This is a genomic window from Aeromonas sobria, from assembly GCF_000820145.1.
In the GTDB taxonomy this organism is placed as follows: Bacteria; Pseudomonadota; Gammaproteobacteria; order Enterobacterales; family Aeromonadaceae; genus Aeromonas; species Aeromonas sobria.
In genome coordinates this window covers 26,717-52,861 of the sequence record NZ_CDBW01000019.1, presented here as the reverse complement: position 1 = coordinate 52,861, position 26,145 = coordinate 26,717, and the positions used below count along the sequence as shown (strand labels likewise).

The window sequence follows — 26,145 nt, the reverse complement described above, 5'->3', positions numbered from 1 at the left end:
ATTGGGACAGAGCCTTTTTTTTGGCTCGATTCAGCGCTTTATCAGGACAGGGTTACTGCACACAGACTGGGCAGAAAGCGTAAGTGCCTTGCGGGTCGTTGAAGCGGGTCAGCGGATCCAGGCTGCGATTCATCTCCAGCAGAGCCTTGCCAAGCCCGGCAGGCAGCCAGCTTTGCAACTGTGGAGCCAGCACGCTGGCACTGCTGTCGAACAGCTGACGCAGGAACCTGTCTCTGGTGGACTCCTCCTGCTCGATGGGGGTCACCTGCCACTCTTTGAGGTTGGCCAGTTCGGCTGCTGCCTTGATGGCGTCATCCAGATTGCCGAACTCGTCCACCAGACCGAGGTTCTTGGCATCTTCACCGGTCCAGACCCGACCTTCGGCCGCTTTCTCGGCCTCTTGCGGGCTCAGGCCGCGGCCCTTGCCGACCAGACCGATGAAGCGCTGGTAGGTATCTTCCACGCTCAGCTGGATAGCCTGACCGACGTGATCCGGCAGGGCGCGGGTCGGGCCGACGCCGACGTAATCTGTGGTGCCGACCCCGTCGGTATACACGCCGAACTGGGCCAACGCCTTGTCGATGGTGGCGAACATGCCGAACACCCCGATGGAGCCGGTGAGGGTGGTGGGGGAGGCGAAGATCTTGTCCGCATCGGCGGAGATCCAGTAGCCACCGGAGGCGGCATAGCTGCCCATGGAGACCACTACCGGCTTGCCAGCCTGTTTCAGGGCCAGCAGCTCGGCGCGGATCTGCTCGGCGGCGAAGGCGCTGCCGCCCGGGCTGTCGACCCGCAGGACCACGGCTTTGACCTTGTCATCGCGGCGGGCATCGGCCAGCAGGTCGGAGAGGCTATCACCGCCGATGGTACCGGCAGGCTGGACGCCATCCATGATGGCGCCGCTGGCGACCACCAGACCCACCTCATCCTTGCCACTCTGGGGATACTGTTCGGGCACTGCGGCCAGATACTCTTTCAGGCCGACCCCTTTCCAGCCGTGGTCATCCGCTTCACCCACCTCTTTAATGACCGCCTGGGTCATCTCGTCGCGGGTGGCCAGCTGATCCACCAGACCGTTGTCGAGGGCGTAGTTGGCGGCATTGCCACCGGCCTTGCGCAGCAGCTCGAGGAAGCGCTCCTTACCCGGCGCGACCGCATCGGGTTCGATCTCCCGCTGCTCGGCGACATCGGCCACATAGGATTGCCACAGCTGATCCAGCCAGCGCTGGTTCGCTTCTTTGCTCTCGGGGGACATCTCGTCGCGGGTATAGGGTTCGACGAAGGATTTGTAGGTGCCGACCTTGAACACGTGCGGGGTGATATTGAGCTTCTCCAGCGCCGACTTGAAGTAGGTCTGGTAGACCCCAAGCCCCTCGATCACCACGGCGCCGCTCTGGTTGAGCAGCACGTGATCGGCGTGGGCCGCCAGCAGGTACTGGCCCTGAGTGTAGAAGTCGGCCATGGCGATCACCGGTTTGCCGCTCTCCCGGAAGGAGTCGATGGCGCTCGCCACCTCCTGCAGTTTGGTGAAGTTGGCTCCCTGCAGCCCTTGTGGCTTGATCACCAGCGCCTTGATGCGCTCGTCATCCTTGGCACTCTTGATGGCCCACAGCAGGTCGGAGAGGACGATCTCGCTCGGCTGCTCGTCGCTGCTGTCCATCTGGCGCAGCAGTTGTACGGTGGGATCGGTCTGGGAGCGTTGCTCCACCAGTACGCCGTTGAGATTGAGGGTCAGCGCCCCTTCGATGGGGGCCTCTGGGGCCTCTTTCTGGCTGACGCTGAAGACGATGACCAGCACTACGATGAGAAACAGCAGATTGACCAGCATCAGCCGGGTGAAATTGAGCAGGCGCCACAGGCTGCGGAACAACCAACCCAGACCTTTGAAAATAGACATAGTCGCGTTATCGCCCTGTTAATGGGTAGAGAAGGGTCATTATTAACCAGTTGCGGGCGAAATTGCCATTTCCGACTGGCGGATCCCGGCTATCTTCGTTCAGGGCACGGCTGTTCGCTGAAAAATTGTCCAAACATTTGTTTGAAAAAGGATTTTCGATTCTTTACTCTAGCTTCAGTTTGATAACAAAAAATTAACTGGAGGCCTCGTGAGTCTTTACCCTACTTTGCTGACCCCCCTTGACCTCGGTTTTACCCAGCTGCGCAACCGGGTGTTGATGGGCTCCATGCACACCGGTCTCGAAGAGGAGAAGGGCGGTTTTGACAAGCTGGCCGCCTTTTATGCCGAGCGGGCCCGCGGTGGCGTTGGCCTGATCGTCACCGGCGGCATTGCCCCCAACCTGCGCGGGCGGCTGGTGCCTCACGGCTCGCAGCTGAGCTTTCCCTGGCAGGTGAGCAAGCACAAGAAGGTGACCAGCGCCGTGCATCAGGAGGGGGGCAAGATAGCGCTGCAGATCCTCCATGCCGGTCGTTATGCCTACCATCCGTTCAGCCTGGCACCGAGCGCCCTCAAGGCCCCCATCTCCCCGTTCAAGCCGCGCGCCATGAGTGAGCGGCAGATCCGCGGCACCATCCGCGACTTCGCTGCTACCGCAGCGCTGGCCAAGGCGGCCGGGTATGACGGCGTCGAGGTGATGGGCTCGGAAGGCTATCTCATCAACCAGTTCATCTGTGAGCGCACCAACAAGCGCACCGATGGCTGGGGCGGCAGCAACGAAAACCGCATGCGCTTCCCGGTGGAGATAGTGCGCGCCATCCGCGAGCGGGTCGGCACCGACTTCATCATCATCTTCCGCCTCTCTATGCTGGATCTGGTGGAACAGGGCTCTACCCTGGAAGAGGTTATCGCCCTTGGCAAAGCGCTGGAAGCGGTGGGGGTGACCTTGATCAACACCGGCATCGGCTGGCACGAGGCGCGCATTCCCACCATCGCCACCAGCGTGCCGCGCGGTGCCTTCAGTTGGGTGACCGCCGAGCTGAAAAAGCACCTCAAGGTGCCGCTTATCACTACTAACCGGATCAACACTCCGGAGGTGGCCGAGCGCATTCTGGCGGGCGGCGGGGCTGACATGGTCTCCATGGCGCGCCCCTTCCTGGCTGACCCGGAGTTTGTCATCAAGGCGGCCGAAAATCGGGCGGACGAGATCAACACCTGCATCGCCTGCAATCAGGCCTGCCTCGACCATGTGTTCAAGCAGAAGCGCGCCTCCTGTCTGGTCAATCCCCGCGCCTGTTTCGAGACCGAGCTGACGTTCGGTCGCGTGCCCCAGCCCAAGAAGCTGGCGGTGGTGGGAGCGGGCCCGGCCGGGCTGGCGTTTGCCTGCTACGCCGCCGAGCGCGGCCATCAGGTGAGCCTGTTCGATCAGGCGAGCGAGATTGGCGGCCAGTTCAACTTCGCCAAGCAGATCCCGGGCAAGGAGGAGTTTCACGAAACCCTGCGCTATTTCGCCAAACGGCTGGAGAAGTGCGGTGTCGAGCTTTACCTTGGCCAGCGCCAGAGTGCCGAGAGCCTGCTCGGCGGCGGTTTTGACGAGGTGATCCTCGCCACCGGCATCCGCCCGCGCTCTCCAAATATTCCGGGGATTGAGCATCCCAAGGTGATGAACTACCTCGATGTATTGCGGGATCACAAACCGGTTGGCCAGAAGGTGGCGGTGATCGGCGCCGGTGGCATCGGTTTCGATGTGGCCGAATACCTGGTTGAGAAAAAGGTGGAGATGGATGCCGATGGGCACCGTGATCACTGGCTCAAGGAGTGGGGCATCGACAAGCAACTCGACCAGCGTGGCGGCCTGATCGCCCCCGAGATCGACGCTCCCGAGCGCCAGGTCTGGCTGTTGCAGCGCAAGGAGAGCAAGGTGGGTGACGGTCTTGGCAAGACCACCGGCTGGATCCACCGTACCGTGCTCAAGAACCGCAAGGTGCAGATGCTCTCCGGGGTGCAATATCTGGGGATCGATGACGAGGGCTTGCACATTCAGGTGGGCGAGACCAAACAGTGTCTGCCTGTGGATCAGGTGATCATCTGCGCCGGGCAGGAGCCTCTCAAGGAGCTACAGGCTGGATTGCAGGCGGCGGGCAAGCCGGTGCATATCATAGGTGGTGCCGACGTGGCAGCCGAGCTGGATGCCAAGCGCGCCATCCGGCAAGGGGCCGAGCTGGCTGCGGTCATCTAGCCAGCTGTGCTCTCTTGTCCTCACCCCTCTTGCCCTTTATTGTGCGATAAACCCCTGAGCCTCAGGGGTTTTCTTCATTCGGTGCTGTGCTAAGGTAGCGCCATCATTGCCCCAGAGAAGGAATTGCCCATGGATGCCCTCACCCTGTTGCTCAACCGCCACTCCTGTGGCCGTCTCGCCGATCCCGCCCCGAGCGGTGAGGTGCTCGACAATATCCTCAAGGCGGGTCTGCGCGCGCCGGATCACGGTACCCTGACTCCCTGGCAGTTCATTCTGTTTGAAGGGGAGGGCCGCGAGCGGTTGGGTAACCTGCTGGCCGAGGCAGCTCGCGCCCGTGGCGAGGATGAAGATAGCGTCAAGAAGTGCCAGGAGGCACCGCTGCGCGCGCCCTTGCTGGTGGCCGTCGCCACCCGTTATCAGGATCACCCCAAGGTGCCGAAGCTGGAGCAGGAGCTCTCTGCCGGTTGCGCCCTGATGGCGATGCAGATGGCGGCGCAGGCGCAGGGTTTCAACGGCATCTGGCGCTCCGGCTGGTTTATCTTCGATGAGCAGATCAACAAGGGGTTGGGATTAGCGGCAGAGGATCAGCTGGTGGGCTTCCTCTACCTCGGCACCCCCATGCTGGAAGCACGCAAACTGCGCGAACTGCCGCTCGATGAGTTTGTCCGCCGTTTCTGACTCGTCGGTCACGTTTGGTTGAGAAAAGCAAAGCCTCGAGAAATCGGGGCTTTGCTGTTTAACCCTGAATAGTAACCAGAGTGGTTGGGGAAAATAAATGGGTCAAACGGGCTTCGCGCGCCGTAGCAGGTAATTATTTAAATAGTGCGATGTACCTCGCAATCCTGTTGTATTTCACTACGTAAAACGTTTGCGCATTCGTTAATATCTCCCTCGCCAGTTTAGAAGGGTATCCCTTCTAATTTTTCTGCGATGAGAGTCGCAATTCCGTAGCACCTTTTAACAGCCCAACGTCTTCGTGACATTGGGCTTTATTTTTTTATGGGGTGTCAGGGCAGCAGATGGCCTGATGGCGGTATTGGCATGCAACCCGGTTGGGCACCTTATGCCCTGTTTTTGGCGGGCAGGATCCGGGCCGGATTGCCCGCTACTCTGACCCCGGGCGGTACATCTCTGGTAACGACAGCACCGGCTCCGACGATCGCCTCCCGCCCTATGGTGACTCCGGGCAGCAAGATGGCGCCGCCGCCAATCCAGACCTTCTCTTCAATGGTGACCGGCAGCGCCGTCTCCGCTCCCAGAATCCGTTCATCGGCCTCCAGTGCATGGGCTGCGGTATAGATCTGCACGTTTGGCCCAATCATCACGTGGGCGCCGATGCGGATAGGGGCATTGTCCAGCAGGGTCGCCCCCATATTGATGTAGGAGTCCTTGCCAAGCTGGATGTGGCGACCATAGGTGCAGTAGAGGGGCGGGCAGATAAAGGCATTCTCTGCCAGCTCGCCAACCAGATCCGCCAGCAGTGCCCGTTGCTCTGCTTCCTCTTCCGCCTGATTGAAACGGCGATAGCGCCGTGCTGCCTCCCGGCGCAACTGGGCCAACTCGGGTGCCATGCAGTTGTAAGGCTGGCTGCTGATCATCTTCTGGTATTCAGTCATGGAGGTTCCTTTCCTTTATCGGCCAAGGGATTGGATATTGGCGCCAATGCGGAAGGAGTAACGTGATCATCCACCCGATACGGGCAGAACCAGATTGGCAGGTCTGCCTTCGGCAAAGGCCAGCACATTCTCGAACGCCACGCGAAAGTAGAGTTCGTAGCTGTTTTGCTCCACATAGCCCAGATGGGGCGTCGCCAATACGTTGGGCAGGCGCAGCAGGGGCTCGCTTTGTGGCGTTGCCGGTTCGGTGTCAAATACATCGAGCGCGGCCCGTTTCCCAGGATGGGTGCTTAGCTCTGCATAGAGGGCTCCCGGCTCGATAAGCTCGGCCCGGCTGGTATTGACCAGCAGAGAGTCACTCTTCATGCGGGTCAGATCTGCGCGTGTCACACAGCCGCGGGTTGCCTCGCTCAGGCGCAGATGCAGCGTGAGGATATCGGCCTGACTGAAGAACACCTCCTTGCTGGAGGCGCTGGCATAGCCATCCAGTTCGGCCTGCCTGCGCGAAGCGTCACTGCCCCATATCAGTACCGACATGCCAAATGCCTTGCCATAGCGGGCGATCCACTGGCCTATCTTGCCGTAGCCCCAGATGCCGAGTGTCAGCCCATGCAGCGTGCGCCCCAAGCCGAGGGGGCCTGATTGCTGCCATTGGCCTTGGCTCAACGCTTGGCTGTAAGCAGGAATATGACGGGAGGCAGCCATGATGAGCGCCCAGCAGAGCTCGGCGGGGGCAATGGGGCTGCCGATCCCTTCTGCTACGGCAACGCCGTACCGCTGGCACAGTGCCGGGTCGATATGCTGGCTGACTTTGCCGGTCTGGCTGATGAGTTTCAGGGTGGGAAGCCGCATCAGCAGTTGTTCGTCGATGGGGGTACGCTCGCGGATCAGCACCAGTGCTTCTATCCCTTCCAGCATGGCGGCGAGGCGCGCGGGATCGGGTTCGCTCTGGTTGAGGATGGTGACGTCATGGCCCGCCAACAGGGCAAAGCAGGGGAGGTGACGCACCTGATCCTGATAGTCATCCAGAATGGCAATCCGCATAAGAAGTCCCTCTCGGTTGCGTTGGCTCGGACCGCTATCTTACCGGAATAAAGGGGCCTGTTGTTTTCAAATGAACACAGTTCGAAGGGAGGGCGATCAAGCCCATGTCCACGGACGGGGAAGGGCCCGGCAGGCCAAAATAGTCAGGGCCCCCAAACGGGAGCCCTGATGGCATGAGGCTGGCGTCAATGCTGACCGCGCTTAGCCGTGCTTGCGGCCGGAGAGGCGGCACCACTCCTCCTTGACGGCGGTCGGGTCCATGTCGAACCACTGGCCATAGATGGTTTCCAGCTCCGGCGCCTGGCTCTCCAGTACGCCGGAGAGGGCCATCAGGCTGCCCGGTTTGCCGTGACCAGCAATGAGTGGTGCCAGTTCGCGCAGCGGGCCGGCCAGAATGTTGGCGACGACGACGTCCGCTTCGACGTCTTGCGGCTGGTCGGCAGGCAGGTAGAGTTCGATCTGGCCCGCAACACCGTTACGCTCGGCGTTGTCGCGGCTGGCCTGGATGGCTTGCGGGTCGATGTCGATGCCGATGACCCGGGCGGCACCCAGTTTCAGGGCGGCGATACCGAGAATGCCGGAGCCACAGCCAAAGTCGACCACGGTTTTACCGGTCAGATCCAGCCCGTCCAGCCACTGCAGGCAGAGGGCTGTGGTGGGGTGGGTACCGGTACCGAAGGCCAGACCCGGATCCAGCATGACGTTGACCGCATCAGGGTTCGGCACATCGCGCCAGCTCGGGCAGATCCACAGGCGCTCGCCAAACTGCATCGGGTGGAAGTGATCCATCCACTCGCGCACCCAGTCTTTGTCTTCCAGCTGCTCGACCTTATAGCCGACGTCTTCACCGAAGATTTGCTGGAAGAAGGCGATGGTGGGAGCCGGATCAGTTTCGGCATCGAACAGGCCCATTACTTCAGTCTCACCCCAGAGCGGCGTTTCACCGGGCAGCGGCTCATAGACAGGGACATCCTGGGCATCCATAAAGGTCACCGCCTGGGCTCCACGCCCCAGCAGCATGTTGCTCACCTTGTCTGCGGTCTTGGCAGTGGCGTTGATTCGAATTTGTATCCAGGGCATGGCGTCGACTCTTCATAAATGTGAAACCGCGAGATTCTACCATCATGGGGCAGTGCTGTCGTGGTTTGCCCATGGCGTGGGGTTATATGAGGGATTTTGTCGGATTGGCACGGTTCCTGTATTGCTCTATGGAGGCGAAGGCGACCGGTTTTCGCTGAATGCTTTGCTCAAGTTCCGTCATCTTTCACTGCCACCCCCGGGTGGCATTTTTTTATCTGAACTTGTTTGCCTGGTAAAAAGTCTGCCAGACAAAAAAGAGCAAGGTCGACACCTTGCTCAAGGATTGGCTGGCGCCTGTTTGGCGCATTCATGCTGCTGTTGGCACGCCAGATGCAAAGACTAGATTGTCCTGCATAAGGATATGTGTGTGATTGTTACCCCAATGTTCAGGTATTCAGGCCATTTCTCGCGAAATGGCCTCTTTTTTGGCTGAATTGTTGGACGTTGGCCTGCCACTGGCGGGCAGGAGTGCCGGTTGCTGTGCCCGTTTGGGGCATCTCCTTGGTGAACTTATCCCATCATGGTGCGTTTGAGGGCTTAGTTGGCAAAGCCGCTCATGTCGATCACCAGCTTGCCTACCATGCGGCCTGCTTCCACCTCGGCATGGGCCTGAGCCAGCGTGACCGGGGTCAGCGAGGGGATGGTGCTGGTCAGAGTGGTCTGCAATACCCCTTCATCGACCAGTGCCGCCACCTGGCCGAGAAGGCGGTGTTGCTCGATCATGTCCGGGGTCTGGAACAGGGAGCGGGTGAACATGAACTCCTGGCTGAAGGTGACGCTCTTGCTCTTGAGCAGGGAGAGATCCCACGGCTCGCTCGATTCGGCGATGGTACAGATATGGCCAAACGGGCGGATCAGCCCGGCCATGGTGGCCCAGTGCTCGGCGGTGGCGTTGGTGCAGAAGATGGCATCGACCTGAGTGATGCCAAGGGCGGTCAGATCGGCCTGCAACTTGTGGTGGTTTACGACCTGATGGGCGCCCATCTCGAGGCACCACTCGCGGCTCTCGGGGCGGGAAGCGGTAGCAATCACCTCCATGCCAGTGAGCTGGCGAGCCAGCTGGATGGCGATGGAGCCCACGCCACCGGCGCCGCCGATGATCAGCAGCTTGCCACGACTTTCGCGGGTGAGGGCGAAGCGCTCAAACAGGGTCTCCCAGGCGGTGATGGCGGTCAGCGGTAGGGCGGCGGCCTCCACATCGCTCAAGGTGGTGGGGGCGATCGCAGCGATACGCTCATCCACCAGTTGCAGGGCGCTGTTGCTACCGGGGCGGCTGATGTCGCCGGCATACCAGACCCGATCGCCCGCCTTGAACAGGGTCACTTCGTTGCCAGTGGCGATCACTTCCCCCACCGCATCCCAGCCCAGTACCCGGGGCGCGCTTTCAATTTTTGCCTTGGGGGAGCGCACCTTGGTATCAACCGGATTGACGGAGGTGGCGGTGATCCGCACCAGCAGATCCCGCGGGCCCGGAACGGGATCGGGCAGGTTGGCGGCGATAAAGCAGTCGGGGTGGTCGCTTGGCAGGTAGTGAGTCAGGGCAATGGCTTTCATGGTTATTCCTTTCAAATCGCTGTGTTCGGGATTGCCACTCACTCTAGTCTGGTTAATTATCAAGATTAAGATGGGTAATTGGTAAAGACTGTTTGAATATATGAACAATGTCGATCTGGAGTTGATGGGACTGTTCGCCACCGTGGTGGAGCAGGGGAGCTTTACCCGGGCCGCCGAGTTGCTTGGCATGCCCAAGTCATCGGTGAGCCAGAAGATCTCGCGGCTCGAATCCCAGCTCGGGGTGCGGCTGTTGCAGCGCACCACCCGCAGGTTGAGCCTGACGCCGCAGGGGGAGCTCTATGTGGAGCACTGTCAGGGGCTGCTGGCACTGGCCCGTAGCGCCAATCTGGCGATGGCGCGGCTGCGCTCGGCCCCGGCTGGGCGGGTGCGGATCACCGCCCCCGAAGCGACCGGCACCCTGCTGCTTGGCAAGATCCTCGCCGAGTTTCGCGCCCTCTATCCCGAGGTGGTGCTGGAGCTCACCCTGAGCGATGAGCAGGAGGATCTGGTGGGGGAGGGTTACGATCTGGCGCTGCGGGCGGCACCGCTAAAAGACTCCAGCCTTATCTGTCGGCGCATCGGTCAGGTGGCGCGCCATCTGGTGGCAGCGCCCGCCTATCTGGCGGCCCACGGCATGCCGCAACAGCTGAGCGAGCTGGGCCGTTATGCCTGTCTGGTGCACTCGGCCATGCCGGTGTGGCCATTGCAGGAGGGGGGCTGGCGGCCGCAGGGGGCCTGTGTCAGCAACAGCTTGTTGGCGTTGCGGGAGATGGCACTCCATGACGGGGGGATTGCCCTGTTGCCCCACCATGTCTGTGAAGGGGATTTGGCGGCAGGGCGGCTGCAGAAGGTGTTGCCGGATCAGCCCATTCCGGCTAACCCGTTTTACTTGATCTATCCCAGTCGGGAGCATCTGGCCCCCGCCCTGCGCACCCTGATGGACTTTGTAGCCGAGCGGCTGCCGTTTGCCTGAGTTACCAGCTACTTTCGCTGGCCGACTCCTGATTGGGTTTGAGGCCGAGGGGGACCGACTGGCGTTCCGCCAGCATGCGGATCTGCCCTTCGACCAGACTGGCGCTGGGACCCAGCACCAGTACCAGCTGGTGGTCGTTGAGCTCGATCCAGGAGAGGCAACCCAGCCCCAGCAGGCGGGATTGATCCACCAGTGAAATATCGCGCACCCGCAGGCTGAGACGGGTGAGGCAGACGCTCATTGCTTGCAGGTTGTCCATCCCGCCCAGCACCTTGAGGTACTGGATCGCCAGCATCTGCGGATCAGAGGGGGCCACGTTCGCCAGCCGTGGATGCTCTTTGGCAATGGGTTTACTCGGCATGCTGAGAGGGGCGCGCTCCAGCAGCTGATAGAACAGCAAGGTGTAGGCGACGAAGAACAGGATGCCGACCGGAATCAGCCAGAAGCTGCGCTCACCGTACTGATAGCTCAACACCAGATCCAGCAGACCGGCGGAGAAGTAGCTGCCGACCTTGATCCCCAGCCCACTGCAGACCGCCAACGACAATCCGGTTAGCAAGGCGTGAGCGAGAAACAGCCAAGGGGCGGTGAAGGCGAACAGAAACTCGATGGGCTCGGTGATGCCCAGCAGTGCCGAGGTGAGCGCCAGAGTGAGCAGCAGTCCACCCTGTGGCAACCGCTGCATCCGTTGGCGGTGCAGCCAGATGGCAAAACAGGCGCCGGGCAGGCCGAACATGATGATGGGGTAGAGACCGGCCACATACCCTTCATGGAGCGGCTTGGCGGCGGCCAGCGCTTGCAGGTTGCTCTCGCCAAGGCCGATGACACTGCCCAGCACCTGATGCAGCCCGAGCGGGATCAGCAAGCGGTTGAGGGTGCCGTAGCAGAAGGCGCCAAACGGCGTGGTGAGCAGCTCGGAGGTGAGCAGGGTCAGCCCCCGTTCCAGCGGCGGCCACAGCAGCGAGAGCGGGATGGCGATCAGCAGGCAGGCGAGCGCCGAGATCAGCAGGCTGGGAAATTCCCCCTTGGCGATTTGCAGCCAGCGGGGCAGTGTTTGCTGGTGAATCCAAGGGTAGATGATGGCGGTAGTGAGCCCCGCCAGCAGGCCGCAGATCATCTCTGCGTGCAGGTTGGGGGCAAGGGTGTTGAAGGCGGTACTGAGCAGCAGAAAGTTGACGGCTCCCGCCAGCGTTTGCCCGCCCAGCTCCTGTCGACTGAGGCCAAAGGCAATTGCCACCGCATAGATGAGCGGCATCTGGCTGAAGATCGCCTGCCCGGTGAGGGAGAGCACCGCCAAATCGAGTACGTCGGGTTGCCCAAGCCGGTAGATCAACGCCGCCATCGGCAGGATGGAGACGGGCAGCAGCAGGGCATAACCGAGCCGCTGCAGGGCTTGGGTAACTATGTGTCGAGTGGCTTTTACGGGCATACAGCGGCAACTTTTTGTGACTTGGCGCACAGTTTACCCGTAAAACACCTCTTTGGGGATAGTATTGGAACCCTTAATTTATCTTTTTGTTATTTCTGCTCGAAAAGTTCCTGCACTTCCCGCGAGGGCGGTGCCGTCAGCAGGCTTACCACGAGAAAGACACCCAATCCCAAGCCCAGACTCGGCACTATGGCGTGCAGGCCCGCCAGCTTGATCCCCCACTGGCTCAAGATGCCATAGCTGACGATGCCGCTAACCATGCTGGCCAGTGCGCCCGGGCCGTTGGCGCGCGACCAGTAGAGGCCAAGCACCAGCGGCCAGAGGAACACTGCCTGCAGACCGCCGAAGGCGAGCAGGTTGAGCCAGATGATCATATCTGGCGGTTGCAGCGCTGCCAGCAGCACCAGGGTGCCGAGGATCAGGGTGCAGAGCAGGGAGAGGCGAGGGATGCGCACCTCCAGCTTTTCTTGCTTCGGATTGAGGTAGTTGAGGTAGAGATCCTTCACCAGAGTGGCGGAAGCCTGGATCAGCTGGGAATCGATGGTGGACATGATGGCCGCCATCGGTGCGGCCAGAAAGACTCCGGCCAGCCAGGGGGGCAGCACTTCCATCATCAGGGAGGGCATGATCTTGTCCGGGCTGTCCATGCCCGGCAGGATGGCACGGCCCAGCGCACCGGCCAGATGCATGCCAAACATCAGCAGGGCGCTCACCACAGTGCCGATCAACATGCCACGATGGAGCGCCTTGCTGTCGCGATAACCAAAGCAGCGCAGCGCCGAGTGGGGCAACCCCACCACGCCGATACAGACCAGGATCCAGAAGCTCAGCATAAAGGGCTGAGTCAGCATGTCATCGGCCCCTTGCGGGCTGACCAGCTTGGGGTCGATCTCCTTTAGCTGATGGATAAGATTGGGCAATCCATCCCCTGCAATCAGGATCCCTGCCAGCAGGGCACCGGTGCCAATCAGCATGATGATCCCCTGCAGGGCATCGGTCATCACCACAGCCCGAAAACCGCCGATGATGGTGTAGAGCAGTACGCAGCTGGCAAACAGCAGCAGCCCGTGGTGGTAGGAGAGGCCAGTGGCGGTCTCCAGCAGGCGGGCACCACCGATAAACTGCACCACCATGGTGGCGATAAAGGCCAGAATGATGGTGACGGAGCCGAGGATCACCACCGCCTTGCTCTGGTAACGGGCCCACAGCATGTCGTTGATGGTCACCGCATTGACCCGGCGGGCGATGATAGCGAACTTTTTACCCAGCACTCCCAGGGTGAGCCAGACGGTGGGCAGCTGGATCATCGCCAGCAACACCCAGCCCAGACCGATTTTGTAAGCCGCACCCGGCCCGCCGATAAAGGAGGAGGCCGAGGTGTAAGTGGCCACCAGCGTCATTGCCAGCACCAGCCCGCCCATGCTGCGGTTGCCGATGAAGTACTCCTGTACGAAGTTGCCTTCCGCCCGATGACGGCTGGCCCAAAAGCCCACTCCCAGCACCAGCACCAGATAGATAATCAGCGGCAGCATCAGCTCAAGATTCATGGGATGACCCCTCGTTTTGGTGGGGCAGGGTATCGAGAGGGATCTCCACAAACAGCCGGTTCACCATCAGGGCGCACAGCACGATGAACAGCAACGGCATCACCATGCAGCTGAGCAGGAACCACAGTGGCAGCCCCCATAACTCCAGTTGGAGGGGGGTAAAATAGGCGGTGCCATACCAGGCAAAGAAGTAGAGCAGGGTCAGCAGCAGGCAGAAAGCGGCTTCCCGGCGGGCGAGAGCAAAACGGTTCACCTTGGCCTCCGACGAATTTGAGGGGCGCAAGGATAACAAAAAAGGGCCATGTCGCCATGGCCCTTTTTCAGCAGAGGCTCCTTTCGGAGCTGACTTCTAACGGAAGTCCTATATCTATCAGCGATCCTTACAGACCCAACTTCTTGTGCAGGTAGTGGGCGTTGGTACTGCCACCGTGCAATGTCATCGGGTCTCTATCAGCGATCCTTACAGACCTAACTTCTTGTGCAGGTAGTGGATATTGGTGCCACCGTGCTGGAAGTTTTCGTCTTTCATGATCTCTTTTTGCAGCGGTACGTTGGTCTTGATCCCTTCCACCACCAGCTCGTCCAGCGCATGACGCATGCGGGCGATGGCAATGTCACGATTCTCGCCGTAGCAGATCAGCTTGCCGATCATTGAATCGTAGTAAGGCGGTACCTTGTAACCGGCATAGATATGGGAATCCCAACGCACACCCAGACCACCCGGCGCGTGGAAGCGCTGTACCAGACCCGGAGAGGGCATGAAGGTGGCCGGATCTTCGGCGTTGATCCGGCACTCGATGGCATGGCCATGAATGCGGATATCCTGCTGGGTGATCGACAGGGGCTGACCGGCAGCGATGCGCAGTTGCTCCTTGATCAGATCGATACCGGTGACCATCTCGGTAACCGGATGCTCAACCTGAATACGGGTGTTCATTTCAATGAAATAGAACTCGCCGTTTTCGTACAGGAACTCGAAAGTACCCGCACCGCGGTAGCCGATCTCGACACAGGCACGTACGCAACGCTCACCGATGAACTTGCGCATTTCGGCAGTGATACCCGGCGCAGGTGCTTCTTCCACCACTTTCTGGTGGCGACGCTGCATGGAGCAGTCACGCTCGCCCAGATAGAGAGCATTGCCCTGGCCATCTGCCAACACCTGAATTTCGATGTGGCGCGGGTTTTCCAGGTACTTCTCCATGTAGACCATGTCGTTCTTGAAGAACTGGCCTGCTTCGGATTTGGTCAGCGCGATGGCCGCAGCCAGCTCTGCTTCGTTGCGCACTACGCGCATGCCGCGACCACCACCGCCACCGGCGGCTTTGATGATCACCGGATAGCCGATGCGCTTGGCAACGGCTGCATTGTGCTTGGCATCGCTGTCAACCGGGCCGTCAGAGCCTGGTACGCAGGGTACACCCGCCTTCTTCATCGCTTCGATGGCAGAGACCTTGTCACCCATCAGGCGAATGGTCTCGGCACGGGGGCCGATGAAGACAAAACCGGATTTTTCGACCACTTCGGCGAAATCGGCATTCTCGGAGAGGAAGCCGTAACCCGGGTGGATGGCCACGGCACCGGTTACCTCGGCGGCGGCGATGATCGCCGGAACATTGAGGTAGGAGTCGGTACTGGCCGGTTTGCCGATACAGATGGATTCGTCGGCCAGCAGCACATGTTTGAGCTCCCGGTCGGCGGTGGAGTGAACGGCCACTGTCTTGATCCCGAGCTCTTTACAAGCACGCAGGATCCGCAGGGCAATTTCACCGCGGTTGGCGATGACTACTTTGTCCAACATGGGTGGCAATTTCCCTTATTCGATAATGAACAGCGGCTCGTCAAATTCGACGGCCTGACCATTTTCAACCAGGATCGCTTTGATCACACCGGCCTTGTCAGACTCGATTTGGTTCATCATTTTCATGGCTTCGATGATGCACAGGGTATCACCGACGTTGACCTGTTGACCCACTTCCGCGAATGGCTTGGCTTCCGGGCTGGAGGAGCGGTAGAAGGAACCAACCATTGGCGAGCGCATCAGGTGACCGCTCGGGGCGGCATCAGCGGCCGGTGCGGCGGCAGCAACAGGTGCGGCGGCAACCGGAGCGGCTTGCTGCATCATCATCTGCGGCATGGCGGTGGTCACCTGACCGGAGAAGTTGCGGCTGATGCGAACGGACTCTTCACCTTCGGAGATCTCCAGTTCGGCAATGCCGGACTCTTCAACCAGTTCAATCAGCTTCTTGATTTTGCGGATATCCATTAGCATTCTCTTTCTTCTTTATCTGATCAGTGATTAACAAGCCGCGCGCAGATGGTGCACGGCCGCGGTTAAAGCGAATTGGTAGCCATCGGCCCCCAGACCACAAATGACCCCTTTGGCGACATCAGACAGATAGGAGTGATGACGGAAAGGCTCCCTGGCATGGACGTTTGACAGGTGTACCTCGATAAAAGGGATAGCCACACCCAGCAGCGCATCGCGGATGGCGACGCTGGTGTGGGTGAAGGCGGCTGGATTGATAATGATAAAATCCACCTGGCCCATGGCCTGATGGATGCGGCTGACCAACTCATGTTCGGCGTTGGATTGCAGATGTTCCAGAGTGACACCGAGTTCGCTGGCGTTTAGCTTCAGATCGGCGACGATCTCATCGAGCGTCTTGCTGCCGTAGATGCCCGGTTCCCGTTTGCCCAGCAGATTCAGATTTGGCCCGTTGAGCAGGAGAATTCGGTGATTTTGCGACATATTGAGTACATCCTCGATGATAATGCTGCGATCTATCAGCTATCTTGTGGACTACCAGAAATCTAGCCATTTTCTGCGCAAATCGGTGTGCCCTGGCACACAGATTTCGCAATTATATTGATTTCGTGAAAATTAGCAGCATTTTACTGGTCTAATCTCTACATCTGCCTGTTTATTGCCCAATCTTGTTTGCTCGGTATATCCACGACAGCGTTTGCCTTTGCGGCTTCCTGAAAAGAGTAAAGCCGGCACAATGCCGGCTTTACTCAGTTGCAAAGGAAGCAGGATCATGCCGCTTCCGACTTCTCGCGAATGAGTTTGTCCACGACGCCCGGATCCGCCAGGGTGGAGATATCCCCCAGACTGTCGGTCTCACCGGTGGCGATCTTGCGCAAGATGCGACGCATGATCTTGCCGGAGCGGGTCTTCGGTAGCCCCTCTGCCCAGTGGATCACATCCGGGGTGGCAATGGCACCAATCTCTTTGCGCACCCACTCTTTTACCTCTTTATGCAGCTCGCGGCTTGGCTCTTCACCGGAGATCAGGGTGACATAGGCATAGATCCCCTGACCCTTGATCTCGTGGGGCACTCCCACCACCGCCGCTTCGGCGATCTTGGGATGGGAGACCAGCGCCGATTCAATTTCGGCGGTCCCCATGCGGTGGCCGGAGACGTTCAGTACATCATCCACCCGACCGGTGATCCAGTAGTCACCATCGGCGTCGCGACGGGCGCCGTCGCCAGTGAAGTAGCGGCCGGGGAAGGTAGAAAAGTAGGTCTGCTCGAAGCGCTCGTGATCACCGAACACGGTGCGCATCTGGCCCGGCCAGGAGTCGGTGATCACCAGGTTGCCCTCGGTTGCCCCTTCCAGCGGTTCACCCATGTTGTCCACCAGCGCCGGTTGCACCCCGAAGAAGGGTTTGGTGGCTGAACCCGGTTTCAGGTCGGTCACGCCGGGCAGCGGGGTGATCAGGATGCCGCCGGTCTCGGTCTGCCACCAGGTATCGACGATGGGGCAGCGCTCGTCACCAATGGTGCGGTAGTACCACTCCCAGGCTTCCGGGTTGATGGGCTCGCCCACCGATCCCATGATGCGCAGGCTCTGGCGCGAGGTGCCGGTGACCGCTTCGTTGCCCTTGGCCATCAAGGCGCGGATGGCGGTGGGGGCGGTATAGAGGATGGTGACCTGGTGCTTGTCTACCACCTGACTCATACGGTTGGTGGCCGGGTAGTTGGGCACCCCTTCGAACATGATGGTGGTGGCACCATTGGCCAGCGGCCCGTAGACCAGATAGGAGTGGCCGGTGACCCAGCCCACGTCGGCGGTACACCAGTAGATATCCTGCTCGTGGTAGTCGAACACATATTTGAAGGTGAGGGTGGCGTAGACCAGATAGCCGCCGGTGGTGTGCAGCACCCCTTTGGGTTTGCCGGTGGAGCCGGAGGTGTAGAGGATAAACAGCGGATCCTCGGCGTTCATCGCCTCGGGTGGACAGTCGCTGCTGACGGCGGCGGTCGCTTCGTGCCACCAGATGTCGCGGTGGTTGTGCCAGGCGACATTGCCGCCGGTGCGCTTGAGTACGATCACCTTGTTGACCTGGGTATCCGGGTTGGTGAGCGCCTCATCCACGTTTTTCTTCAGTGGTACCGGACGGCCGCCCCGCAGCCCCTCGTCGGCGGTGATCACGATGCGAGAGCCGGAGTCGATGATGCGACCGGCCAGCGCTTCCGGCGAAAACCCGCCGAAGACTATGCTGTGTACTGCGCCGATGCGGGTACATGCCAGCATGGCAATGGCGGCTTCGGGCACCATGGGCATATAGAGGCAGACCACGTCGCCGCGGTGAACCCCTTGTGCTTTCAAGACGTTGGCAAACTTGCACACTTCGCTGTGCAGCTCGCGGTAAGTGAGTTTGCGATCTTCGGCCGGGTTGTCCCCTTCCCAGATGATGGCGACCTTGTCGCCCCGTTCGGCGAGATGGCGATCGAGGCAGTTGGCCGAGACGTTGAGCTGGCCATCTTCAAACCACTTGATGGAGACATGGCCCGGATCGTAGGAGGTGTTTTTAACCTTGCTGTAGGGCTTGATCCAGTCGAGAATCTTTCCCTGTTCGCCCCAAAAGGTATCGGGATCCTCGATGGAGGCCTGATACATGGCGGCATAGTCGCCCTTGTCGAGCAGGGCGTTGTTACTGATATGGGGCTTTACTGGGTAGACCTTGCTCTCGCTCATTACTCACTCCTTTGCATACATTCCCTTAATGATTAAGTAACAACTTATACCTTTGGTTGATGGGGGCAATTAGACTTTTGGATAGGCGGCAACAGTTGGTTACAGGGCAAAGAGTGACAATTAATCAGTGAGCGGGTAAAAGGGGGTGTGTTGATTAATTGGAGGTGATTATGTTTTCTCTGTTGCTCTGTGCATCCCTCTGGCAGTTTGATGCGCCAGTGCCGGCTGGCGAACCTGTGAAAGAGTTTGCGATCACCCATCAGGAGGCCTCACCCGCGCTGCGGGATCGGGTTGCCGATCAGCTTGGTCATGCATGGCAGGCCAAAGAGCCCGGCACCAGACTCACCTTCAGCGAGCCTGCCCCCCGTTATGCTGGCGAATCACCGCTGACGCGGATGCTCAATGACCGTGATGATGGTTGGGAATCCCGCTTGCAGATTGAGTGGTAATCCGGTTGGCAGCCAGGAGGCAGATGCCTCCCGGCTGGTGATGATGGCCTGCCGCTATGAGACATAGCGCTGATGCAGCCGATCCCCCATATGTTCGACATGCAGTGGTTTGCTGAACAGATAGCCCTGTCCTTCGCCGCAGTTGAGTGATTGCAAGAAGGCATGTTGTGCCCGGGTTTCAATCCCCTCGGCGGTGACCTCCATATCCAGACTGTCGGCCAGATTGATGATGGTGCGGCAGAGCTCCCGACTGTTCTTGTCTTCCGGCAATGCCTGCACAAAGGCGCGGTCGATCTTGATGCGATCAATCGGCAGGGTCTTGAGCAGACTCAGTGACGAGAAGCCGGTGCCAAAGTCATCGATGGCAATCTGAACGCCCAGACTTTTCAGGCGGGTAAAGAGATCAAGGCTCTGTTCGACCCGCTGGATAATGCTCTCCGTCACCTCTATCTCCAGCCGCTCTGGCGGAAATCCGGTCTCGTCCAAGATGGCGGCGACCCGCTCAACGTAGCCGGGGGAGCGCATCTCCCGCACCGACACATTGACCGACAAGCGGGGCACCGGCAGTCCGGCGGCCAGCCAGTTTTGCCCCTGCTCGCAGGCGTTGCGCATCACCCACTCGCCAATCTTCTCGATCAGGCCGCACTCCTCCGCCACCGGAATAAAGCGGGTTGGCGCTATCATCCCCTCATTCGGGTGCTGCCAGCGCAGCAGGGCTTCCAGCCCGCTCAGGTGGCCGTTGGCCAGATTGGTCATGGGTTGATAGAAGATGCAGAGCTGTTCGAGCTCAAGGGCCTTGAGCAGTCCCTGCTCAATCTGCATCCGCTCGCGAGCCTGTGCCGCCATGCCGGGGTTATAGAACTGGAAGCCGTTGCGTCCCTGATTTTTCGCCTCGTACATGGCGCTGTCGGCGGCGCTGACCAGAGTTTCCGGGCTATCTGCATGATCCGGATAGATGGCGATACCTATGCTCGCCGAGATAGCCACCAGTTCATGGGCCAGCTCAACCGGTTCACGCAACACGGTGAGCAGGGTATTGGCGAGAGTTGCCAGCTCGTCCGGTTCCTCCAGATAGGGGATCAGCACCAGAAACTCGTCGCCACCGAGGCGGGTCGCCAGATCGTTGTGTTGCAGGCAGCCGCGGATCCGTTCAGCCAGCCGCTTGAGCAGCTCATCGCCAACCCCGTGGCCCAGGCTGTCGTTGATCAGCTTGAAGCCATCCAGATCGATAAAGAGCAGTCCCAACCGTTTGCGATTGAGCTGCGCGGTTTTCAGCTCAAGGGCCAACCGCTCCTGCAACAGATGGCGATTGCCCAGTTCGGTCAGGGGATCGTGATAGGCAAGGTGATTCAGCTCGGCCTCCACCTTGCGAATCGCGCTGATGTCGGAGAGGGCGATCACATAGTGAGTGGTGTTGTTGAAGTTGTCATAGACAGCGCTGATCTGCTGCCAGGAGGAGAAGTAGCTGCCATCCTTGCGCAGGCAAACCATCTCGCCATGCCAGGCGTTGTTGCCGGGGCGCAGGTGATACCAGGGATAGTCGAGGTCGGTGTAGCGTCTGGGGTGCATGATGATATCCGGGGTGCGCCCTATCACCTCCTCGGCATTATATTGGGTCAGCATGGTGAAGGCCGGGTTGACCGACAGAATATGGTGCTCGCTGTCGAGGATGATGATCCCCTCGGCCGTGGTATCGAATACCACGTTGGCCTGATGGAGTCGCTCCTCCTGACGGCGGCGGGCGGTGGCATTGTGAATGACCCCCATGACCCGGTGGCCTACCGACTCGGTGGCGGGGACATGGTCGGCATGAATATCGACCCAGTGCCGCTCTTTGAGTACGGTGAGGTAGCTCAGGGTGAGATGGATGGGGTCATGGCTTTGCAGTGCTGCCTTGAGCTGGCTGCCGGATTCCGGTTCAAAGCAGTCGACGAACGCTTGCAGTCCGCCGTGGAACTGGTTGGCCTCGATGCCCAGCAGCGGCTCAATCTGGCCGTCGAACAGCAATCTGTCCTCCGCCACGTGCCACTCCCACACACCGATTTGGGCCGCTCGCATCGCCAGTTGCAGCCGTTGTTCGGTTTCGTACTGCTCGGTGATGTCCCGCACGATGGCGAGGATGCCGTTCAGCTCCCCCTTCTCATCACGCATCGGGCTGTAGGTGGCCTGAAAGCGGCGGGAGCTGCTGTCGTATGCCGCCGTTTGACCTGTGATGGCGATATCCACGTAGGGAATGCCGCTGCGCATGATCTGCTGAAACATGGGTTCCAGCGTCGGTGCCAGCTTGGGTAGTACCTCTCTGAGGTGCTTGCCCTGATGCTCCTCAATGCTCTTGCCGTTGATGTCGGCCAGCACCTGATTGACTTTGCGGTAGCGAAATTCGCGGTCAAAGACGCCGATGCCCAGAGGGGCGTTATCCATCAGCTGTTCCAGGACAGTGTGATCTGACAGCTGGCTCAACATTGCCTCGGCGTCGGCGTTGAAAAGCTTCCCATCCATGATGACCTCGGCATTGATTGATTTATCACTTGCATCAATTGTCAGTATGGCACGAACTGTTTAGCAGGGAGTCAAGCGGAGTTATCTGGTTGTTATGTTGAATAAATGTTGCTCGATGTGTCGGCTATCTGCTGCGTGCTGCCACAGAGTCGCAGCATCAAAAAGACCCCGCCGAAGCGGGGTCAGGTTTACTGCCAAACAGTACGATGGAAGAGGGCTTAATCGCGATCCGGGGTCAGCACGGTCGGTTTGGAATCTGGCAGCATATCCGGATGATCCAGGTTGTAGTGCAGTCCACGGGACTCCTTGCGCAGCAGGGCGCAGTTGACGATAAGCTCGGCCACCTGCAGCAGGTTGCGCAGCTCCAGCAGGTTGTTGGAGACGCGGAAGTTGGCGTAGTACTCCTGCACCTCCTGCTTGAGCAGGTCGATGCGGCGCTTGGCGCGGGCCAGACGTTTATTGGTGCGCACTATCCCCACGTAGTCCCACATCATCAACCGCAGTTCGTGCCAGTTGTGCTGGATAACCACCAGTTCGTCGGAATCGTCCACCTTGCTCTCGTCCCACACCGGCAGGCGCGGCGGCTCCACGCTCATCGGCAGCTTGGCCAGAATGTCGGCTCCTGCCTGATGGGCATAGACCACGCATTCCAGCAGAGAGTTGGAGGCCATGCGGTTGGCGCCGTGCAGACCGGTATAGGTCACTTCGCCGATGGCGTAGAGGCCGGGAATATCGGTCTGGCCGTTGTTGTCGATCATCACGCCGCCACAGGTGTAGTGGGCGGCTGGTACGATGGGCATCGGCTCCTTGGTAATGTCGATACCGACAGCGAGGCAGCGCTCATGGATGGTCGGGAAGTGTTTGATGATGAAATCGGCCGGCTTGTGGCTGATATCCAGATACATGCAGTCGGCACCGAGCCGCTTCATCTCGTGGTCGATGGCGCGGGCGACGATATCGCGCGGCGCCAGCTCGGCCCGATCGTCAAACTCCGGCATAAAGCGGCTGCCGTCGGGGCGGCGCAGATAGGCACCTTCCCCGCGCAGTGCTTCGGTCAGCAGGAAGTTGGGGTCATCGGGGTGAAACAGGCTGGTGGGGTGGAACTGGTTGAACTCCAGATTCGCCACCCGGCAACCGGCCCGCCATGCCATGGCGATGCCATCGCCAGAGCTGACATCCGGGTTGGAGGTGTATTGGTAGACCTTGGAGGCGCCACCGGTCGCCAGCGCCACGAAACGGGCGCGGATCACTTCGACCTGCTCGGCGTTGCGGTTCCAGACATAAGCACCCAGCACCTTGTTGCCCGGCAGATTGAGCTTGCGGGTGGTGATGAGGTCGACCGCGTTGAAGCGCTCCATCAGCTGGATATTGGGGTGGGCACGGACCTGATCGATCAGGGTGAGCTGCACCGCCTTGCCGGTGGCGTCGGCCGCGTGGAAGATGCGGCGATGGCTGTGACCCCCTTCGCGGGTCAGATGATAGTGGGATTCCCCATCGGCGTCCTGCTCTTGATCGAAGGGAACTCCCTGCTGGATTAGCCACTGGATGGATTCGCGGGCGTGGCGAGCGGTGAACTCCACCACGGCCGGATCACACAACCCTGCCCCGGCGTTGAGCGTGTCGCTCACATGGGATTCGATGCTGTCGGTTTCGTCGAAAACGGCAGCGATGCCTCCTTGCGCATAGAAAGTGGCCCCCTCACTGATGGGCCCCTTGCTCAGAACCAGGATTTTGGCGTGGTCTGCCAATCGCAACGCGAGGGACAGACCAGCGGCACCGCTGCCAATGATCAGTACATCGCAAAGGTATTCAACACTTGCTTTCATAAGTATCATTGGCCTGGATTAAGAACTGGCACCATGGTAGCCCAAGCGAGGGCGAGGATGCAGCCTGTGTCACATTTTTTTCAATTGAAGCGAACTTTCTCTGATTCTCCCTGTCTGAACTTGTGCGCTTAGGAAGGGCCGGAAAAGAAGAACGATAACCTGATGGGGGTTTTACGGCTCTGATGAGCGACCAGAATCTACTGGACGAACAGCTGGTTGAACGGGTCCAGCGCGGCGATAAAGCAGCATTCAACCTGTTGGTAAAAAAATACCAGCATAAGGTGGTCAACCTGGTGGCCAGGTATGTCAATAATCCCGGTGATGTGCCCGACGTGGCGCAAGAGGCCTTTATAAAAGCCTACCGGGCATTGCCGACATTCCGTGGCGAAAGTGCTTTTTACACCTGGTTGTACCGTATTGCCGTGAACACGGCGAAGAATTATCTGACCTCCCAGGGGCGCAGGCCGCCCAGCAGTGATGTGGAGGCTGACGACGCAGAGTCTTATGGTGGTGGTGAAGCCTTGCAAGAGGTGGCTACCCCTGAAAACCTGGCGCTGACCGACGAGATCCAGCGCACAGTGTTTGCCGCTATCGAGGCGTTGCCGGAAGACCTGAGGACAGCGATCACCCTTCGTGAGTTGGAAGGGTTGAGCTATGAAGAGATTGCCGAAATCATGGATTGCCCTGTGGGTACGGTGAGATCCCGTATCTTCCGGGCGAGGGACGCAATCGATAAAAAGCTGAAACCTCTGATCGAGAATTAACTGGGGAAAGACGGGTTAACTTATGGCAAATAAAGAGCAAATCTCTGCCCTGATGGATGGTGAACTGAGTGATGCCGAGGTGTTGAACGAGTTGGAGATGGATTCCGACTTGCAAGATACCTGGGGTCGTTACCACCTGATAGGCAATGCCATGCGGGGTGACCTGTCGGTCAATCTGCAACTGGATCTCAGCGCCAGCATCATGGCTGCGCTGGAAGATGAGCCTACCATACTGGCACCCAAGCCGGTTGAGGTTACGCCTGTGCTGCAACCGGTCGTTACGCCGGTCAAGACAGATTCCAATGTGATACCGCTGTTCCGCCGGGTCGGTCAGCAGCTTGGTCAATATGCCATTGCCGCTTCCGTTGCCGCTGCCGTCATCTTCGGGGTGCAGCAGTATCAGGGGCAAGATGGTCTACCAACCAACCCGGTTCTGACTACTATTCCTGTTGGTGGTAGTGCCTCCCCTGTGAGCGTTCACTATCCGCAACAGGATGGCACGCGTGCCCGTCAGCAAGGGCTGACCGAGCAGCAGATGCAGGATCAGCGGGAGCGCGTCAATGCCTTCCTGCGTGACCACCAGTTGCAGCAGCGCCTGTTGCAAGACAGACAGATTCAACAATAACGTATTGTCAGGGATCAAATCGTGCGCCAGTCCAGCCGTATTTTGCTGGCCTCTCTCCTGCTGATCAGTGCCAAGGCCTCGGCCGACGATAAGTCGGCCGAGGCCTTGTTGCAGCAGATGCAGAGTGCCGTGCAGCAGCAAAACTTTGAGTTATCCATGGTCAAGGCCCGTCAGGGGCGTCTTGAACCGATCCGCATCAGCCATGCGGTGATCGATGGCCAGGAAGTCGCCCATCTCAGTTACCTCGATGGCAAGGCGATCGAATATCTGCAACGTCAGGATGAATACACCTTTTTTGAGAACAGCCACGAGCCTTATACCCTGAAAGATGCCCGTTTTCCCGGTGTCTGGTCGACTCTGGTGAAGATGCCAATCGCGCGGGTGCTGGAGAGTTATGATCCGGTGCTGGCTGGCCGTAGTCGCGTTGCCGGTGTGGTTGCGCAGGTGGTCAGACTGGTGCCCAAAGAGGCAGACAAGTACGGCTTCGTGCTGTGGATTGATGAGCATAGCAATCTGTTGCTGCGGGTCGACATGGTGGAGCGGGAAGGCAATCTGGTGGAGCAGGTGTTGGGGGTTGAGCTGGCGTTGCAGAGCAAACCCGCCCCCTGGCTGGTGACTTTGGCCAAGAGTAAACAGCCTGCCGCCTTAGCGCTGGAAGATGCCTATCCTGCCCCCCAGCAAGCCCTTAACTGGCAGATTTCCTGGCTGCCAGATGGCTTCAAGATCCTGTCGCAAGACCGCCATCAGCTGGTGACCACCAGTATGCCGGTGGATTACATGATGCTATCCGACGGGCTGGTGGATTTGTCGGTCTATGTCTCCCGGGTTGACCCCAAACAGGCGGTGCGTCAGCAGCTGATCCGCCAGGGCGCCACCTCGCTGGTGAGCTATGTCAACGAGGTGGGGGTCGAGATCACTGTTGTGGGTGAAGTACCAACTGAGACCGCCAAGCGAATTGCCGAGTCGGTCCAGCCGTTGGCCCGTAACGAAGCAATCCCCTGATGGGCTATGACCGGAACATCCCGGCTTGCCGAGCGCGGGGTGTTTTCTTCAGGTATCTTTATGCTTTTTCAGATCCCTTTGTTGAACCCGAGGTCTTGCCGTGAATGAGATGAGTGAAGAGTTGGCGACCGTGGTGGCCATCGAGGGAGACCATGCCTGGGTAGAGTGCGAGCGGCGCTCTGCCTGCAGTGGTTGCCAGCAACAGTCTAACTGCGGAACTGGCACAGTGGCCAAGGCATTTCCTCTTAGGGCACAACGCTTGCGGGTCAAAATGACCACCGAGGTAGGTGTTGGCCAGCAAATTCGGCTGGGTATCCCGCAGCAGAGCCTGCTGCGCGGTGCCGCCCTGGTCTACGTCTTGCCGCTGTTTTGCCTGTTGGCAGGCGCCCTGTTGGGGCAGCTCTGGTTGGCACCGCTGCTCCAGGGCGGGGAGGGAGTTACCATTCTCTGCTGCCTGTTGGGGGGCGGACTGGGTTTTTTACTGGTTCGTTACTTTTCCAACCGCCTCGATCAGGGCTGCTACGGCCCGCAGATGCTTGGCGTGGTGGTTCCTGTCCATATCCTCTCCTGACCGAACACGCGCTATTTCACGGGTGCTGGCGACTAAAGAATGGCCGT

General features: G+C 59.5%; 22 protein-coding genes. 8 read left to right on the top strand and 14 right to left on the bottom strand.

All coding sequences use genetic code 11. From position 1 onward, the window contains the following. Window positions 1-52: 52 nt before the first annotated feature. A complete protein-coding gene (gene sppA, locus BN1135_RS10760; protein ID WP_042020969.1) occupies window positions 53-1,897 on the bottom strand; it encodes a signal peptide peptidase SppA in 1,845 nt (614 codons plus the stop codon). Window positions 1,898-2,105: 208 nt separating this feature from the next. Between sppA and BN1135_RS10755 the strand changes: the two genes are divergently transcribed. Then, window positions 2,106-4,133 carry an NADPH-dependent 2,4-dienoyl-CoA reductase gene (locus BN1135_RS10755; protein WP_042020967.1) on the top strand — a complete coding sequence of 676 codons (2,028 nt, stop codon included), beginning with the start codon at window positions 2,106-2,108 and terminating at the stop codon, window positions 4,131-4,133. A 129-nt stretch (window positions 4,134-4,262) separates the two neighbouring features. Next, a complete protein-coding gene (locus BN1135_RS10750) occupies window positions 4,263-4,811 on the top strand; it encodes an NAD(P)H nitroreductase (RefSeq protein ID WP_042020965.1) in 549 nt (182 codons plus the stop codon). Between the two features lie 383 nt (window positions 4,812-5,194). Here BN1135_RS10750 and BN1135_RS10745 read toward each other — a convergent pair whose 3' ends face one another. The 4 genes from BN1135_RS10745 to BN1135_RS10730 all read right to left on the bottom strand — a co-directional run bounded on the left by BN1135_RS10745 (window position 5,195) and on the right by BN1135_RS10730 (window position 9,427). Then, complete coding sequence (locus tag BN1135_RS10745) at window positions 5,195-5,749, bottom strand: sugar O-acetyltransferase (RefSeq protein WP_042020963.1); 555 nt, start codon at window positions 5,747-5,749, stop codon at window positions 5,195-5,197. A gap of 66 nt (window positions 5,750-5,815) precedes the next feature. After that, entirely contained in the window at window positions 5,816-6,793 is a 978-nt protein-coding gene (locus BN1135_RS10740) for a D-2-hydroxyacid dehydrogenase family protein (RefSeq protein ID WP_042020962.1), read from the bottom strand. A 201-nt stretch (window positions 6,794-6,994) separates the two neighbouring features. Further along, on the bottom strand, window positions 6,995-7,873 hold the full coding sequence (gene prmA / locus BN1135_RS10735) for a 50S ribosomal protein L11 methyltransferase (protein WP_042020960.1): 879 nt from the start codon (window positions 7,871-7,873) through the stop codon (window positions 6,995-6,997). Between the two features lie 537 nt (window positions 7,874-8,410). Next, window positions 8,411-9,427 (bottom strand): zinc-binding alcohol dehydrogenase family protein, encoded by a 1,017-nt coding sequence (locus tag BN1135_RS10730; RefSeq protein WP_042020958.1) that lies wholly within the window; start codon window positions 9,425-9,427, stop codon window positions 8,411-8,413. Window positions 9,428-9,527: 100 nt separating this feature from the next. On the opposite strand from BN1135_RS10730, the gene BN1135_RS10725 reads away from it, so the two are divergent. Next, window positions 9,528-10,400: a LysR family transcriptional regulator gene (locus BN1135_RS10725; RefSeq protein WP_042020956.1), complete on the top strand. Its 873-nt coding sequence runs from the start codon at window positions 9,528-9,530 to the stop codon at window positions 10,398-10,400. A 1-nt stretch (window position 10,401) separates the two neighbouring features. On the opposite strand, the gene BN1135_RS10720 is transcribed toward BN1135_RS10725, so the two are convergent. The 7 genes from BN1135_RS10720 to acs all read right to left on the bottom strand — a co-directional run bounded on the left by BN1135_RS10720 (window position 10,402) and on the right by acs (window position 18,362). Continuing rightward, window positions 10,402-11,829 (bottom strand): PTS transporter subunit EIIC, encoded by a 1,428-nt coding sequence (locus BN1135_RS10720; protein ID WP_042020954.1) that lies wholly within the window; start codon window positions 11,827-11,829, stop codon window positions 10,402-10,404. A gap of 89 nt (window positions 11,830-11,918) precedes the next feature. Then, complete coding sequence (gene panF / locus BN1135_RS10715; RefSeq protein ID WP_042020953.1) at window positions 11,919-13,376, bottom strand: sodium/pantothenate symporter; 1,458 nt, start codon at window positions 13,374-13,376, stop codon at window positions 11,919-11,921. Continuing rightward, complete coding sequence (locus BN1135_RS10710; protein WP_042020952.1) at window positions 13,366-13,629, bottom strand: YhdT family protein; 264 nt, start codon at window positions 13,627-13,629, stop codon at window positions 13,366-13,368. The genes panF and BN1135_RS10710 overlap by 11 nt, the downstream gene beginning before the upstream one ends. Before the next feature lie 207 nt (window positions 13,630-13,836). Next, window positions 13,837-15,177: an acetyl-CoA carboxylase biotin carboxylase subunit gene (accC, locus tag BN1135_RS10705; protein ID WP_042020951.1), complete on the bottom strand. Its 1,341-nt coding sequence runs from the start codon at window positions 15,175-15,177 to the stop codon at window positions 13,837-13,839. Between the two features lie 15 nt (window positions 15,178-15,192). Beyond that, a complete protein-coding gene (accB, locus tag BN1135_RS10700) occupies window positions 15,193-15,642 on the bottom strand; it encodes an acetyl-CoA carboxylase biotin carboxyl carrier protein (protein ID WP_042020950.1) in 450 nt (149 codons plus the stop codon). Window positions 15,643-15,675: 33 nt separating this feature from the next. Further along, a complete protein-coding gene (aroQ, locus tag BN1135_RS10695) occupies window positions 15,676-16,128 on the bottom strand; it encodes a type II 3-dehydroquinate dehydratase (RefSeq protein WP_042020948.1) in 453 nt (150 codons plus the stop codon). Window positions 16,129-16,415: 287 nt separating this feature from the next. After that, entirely contained in the window at window positions 16,416-18,362 is a 1,947-nt protein-coding gene (gene acs, locus BN1135_RS10690; protein ID WP_042020947.1) for an acetate--CoA ligase, read from the bottom strand. A 170-nt stretch (window positions 18,363-18,532) separates the two neighbouring features. Here acs and BN1135_RS10685 point away from each other — a divergent pair, with 170 nt between their 5' ends. Continuing rightward, window positions 18,533-18,811 carry a hypothetical protein gene (locus BN1135_RS10685; protein WP_042020945.1) on the top strand — a complete coding sequence of 93 codons (279 nt, stop codon included), beginning with the start codon at window positions 18,533-18,535 and terminating at the stop codon, window positions 18,809-18,811. 54 nt (window positions 18,812-18,865) lie between these two features. On the opposite strand, the gene BN1135_RS10680 is transcribed toward BN1135_RS10685, so the two are convergent. Then, complete coding sequence (locus BN1135_RS10680) at window positions 18,866-21,310, bottom strand: sensor domain-containing protein (protein ID WP_042020943.1); 2,445 nt, start codon at window positions 21,308-21,310, stop codon at window positions 18,866-18,868. A 218-nt stretch (window positions 21,311-21,528) separates the two neighbouring features. Continuing rightward, window positions 21,529-23,136 (bottom strand): L-aspartate oxidase, encoded by a 1,608-nt coding sequence (gene nadB / locus BN1135_RS10675; protein WP_042020942.1) that lies wholly within the window; start codon window positions 23,134-23,136, stop codon window positions 21,529-21,531. 182 nt (window positions 23,137-23,318) lie between these two features. Between nadB and rpoE the strand changes: the two genes are divergently transcribed. From rpoE to BN1135_RS10655, 4 genes are all read left to right on the top strand, one after another. Then, window positions 23,319-23,900, top strand: coding sequence for an RNA polymerase sigma factor RpoE (gene rpoE / locus BN1135_RS10670; RefSeq protein ID WP_042020941.1), 582 nt, complete (start codon window positions 23,319-23,321; stop codon window positions 23,898-23,900). 22 nt (window positions 23,901-23,922) lie between these two features. Next, complete coding sequence (locus BN1135_RS10665; RefSeq protein WP_042020940.1) at window positions 23,923-24,525, top strand: sigma-E factor negative regulatory protein; 603 nt, start codon at window positions 23,923-23,925, stop codon at window positions 24,523-24,525. Between the two features lie 21 nt (window positions 24,526-24,546). Then, window positions 24,547-25,527 carry a MucB/RseB C-terminal domain-containing protein gene (locus BN1135_RS10660; RefSeq protein WP_042020938.1) on the top strand — a complete coding sequence of 327 codons (981 nt, stop codon included), beginning with the start codon at window positions 24,547-24,549 and terminating at the stop codon, window positions 25,525-25,527. 109 nt (window positions 25,528-25,636) lie between these two features. Further along, entirely contained in the window at window positions 25,637-26,098 is a 462-nt protein-coding gene (locus BN1135_RS10655) for a SoxR reducing system RseC family protein (protein ID WP_042020937.1), read from the top strand. Window positions 26,099-26,145 lie beyond the last annotated feature (47 nt).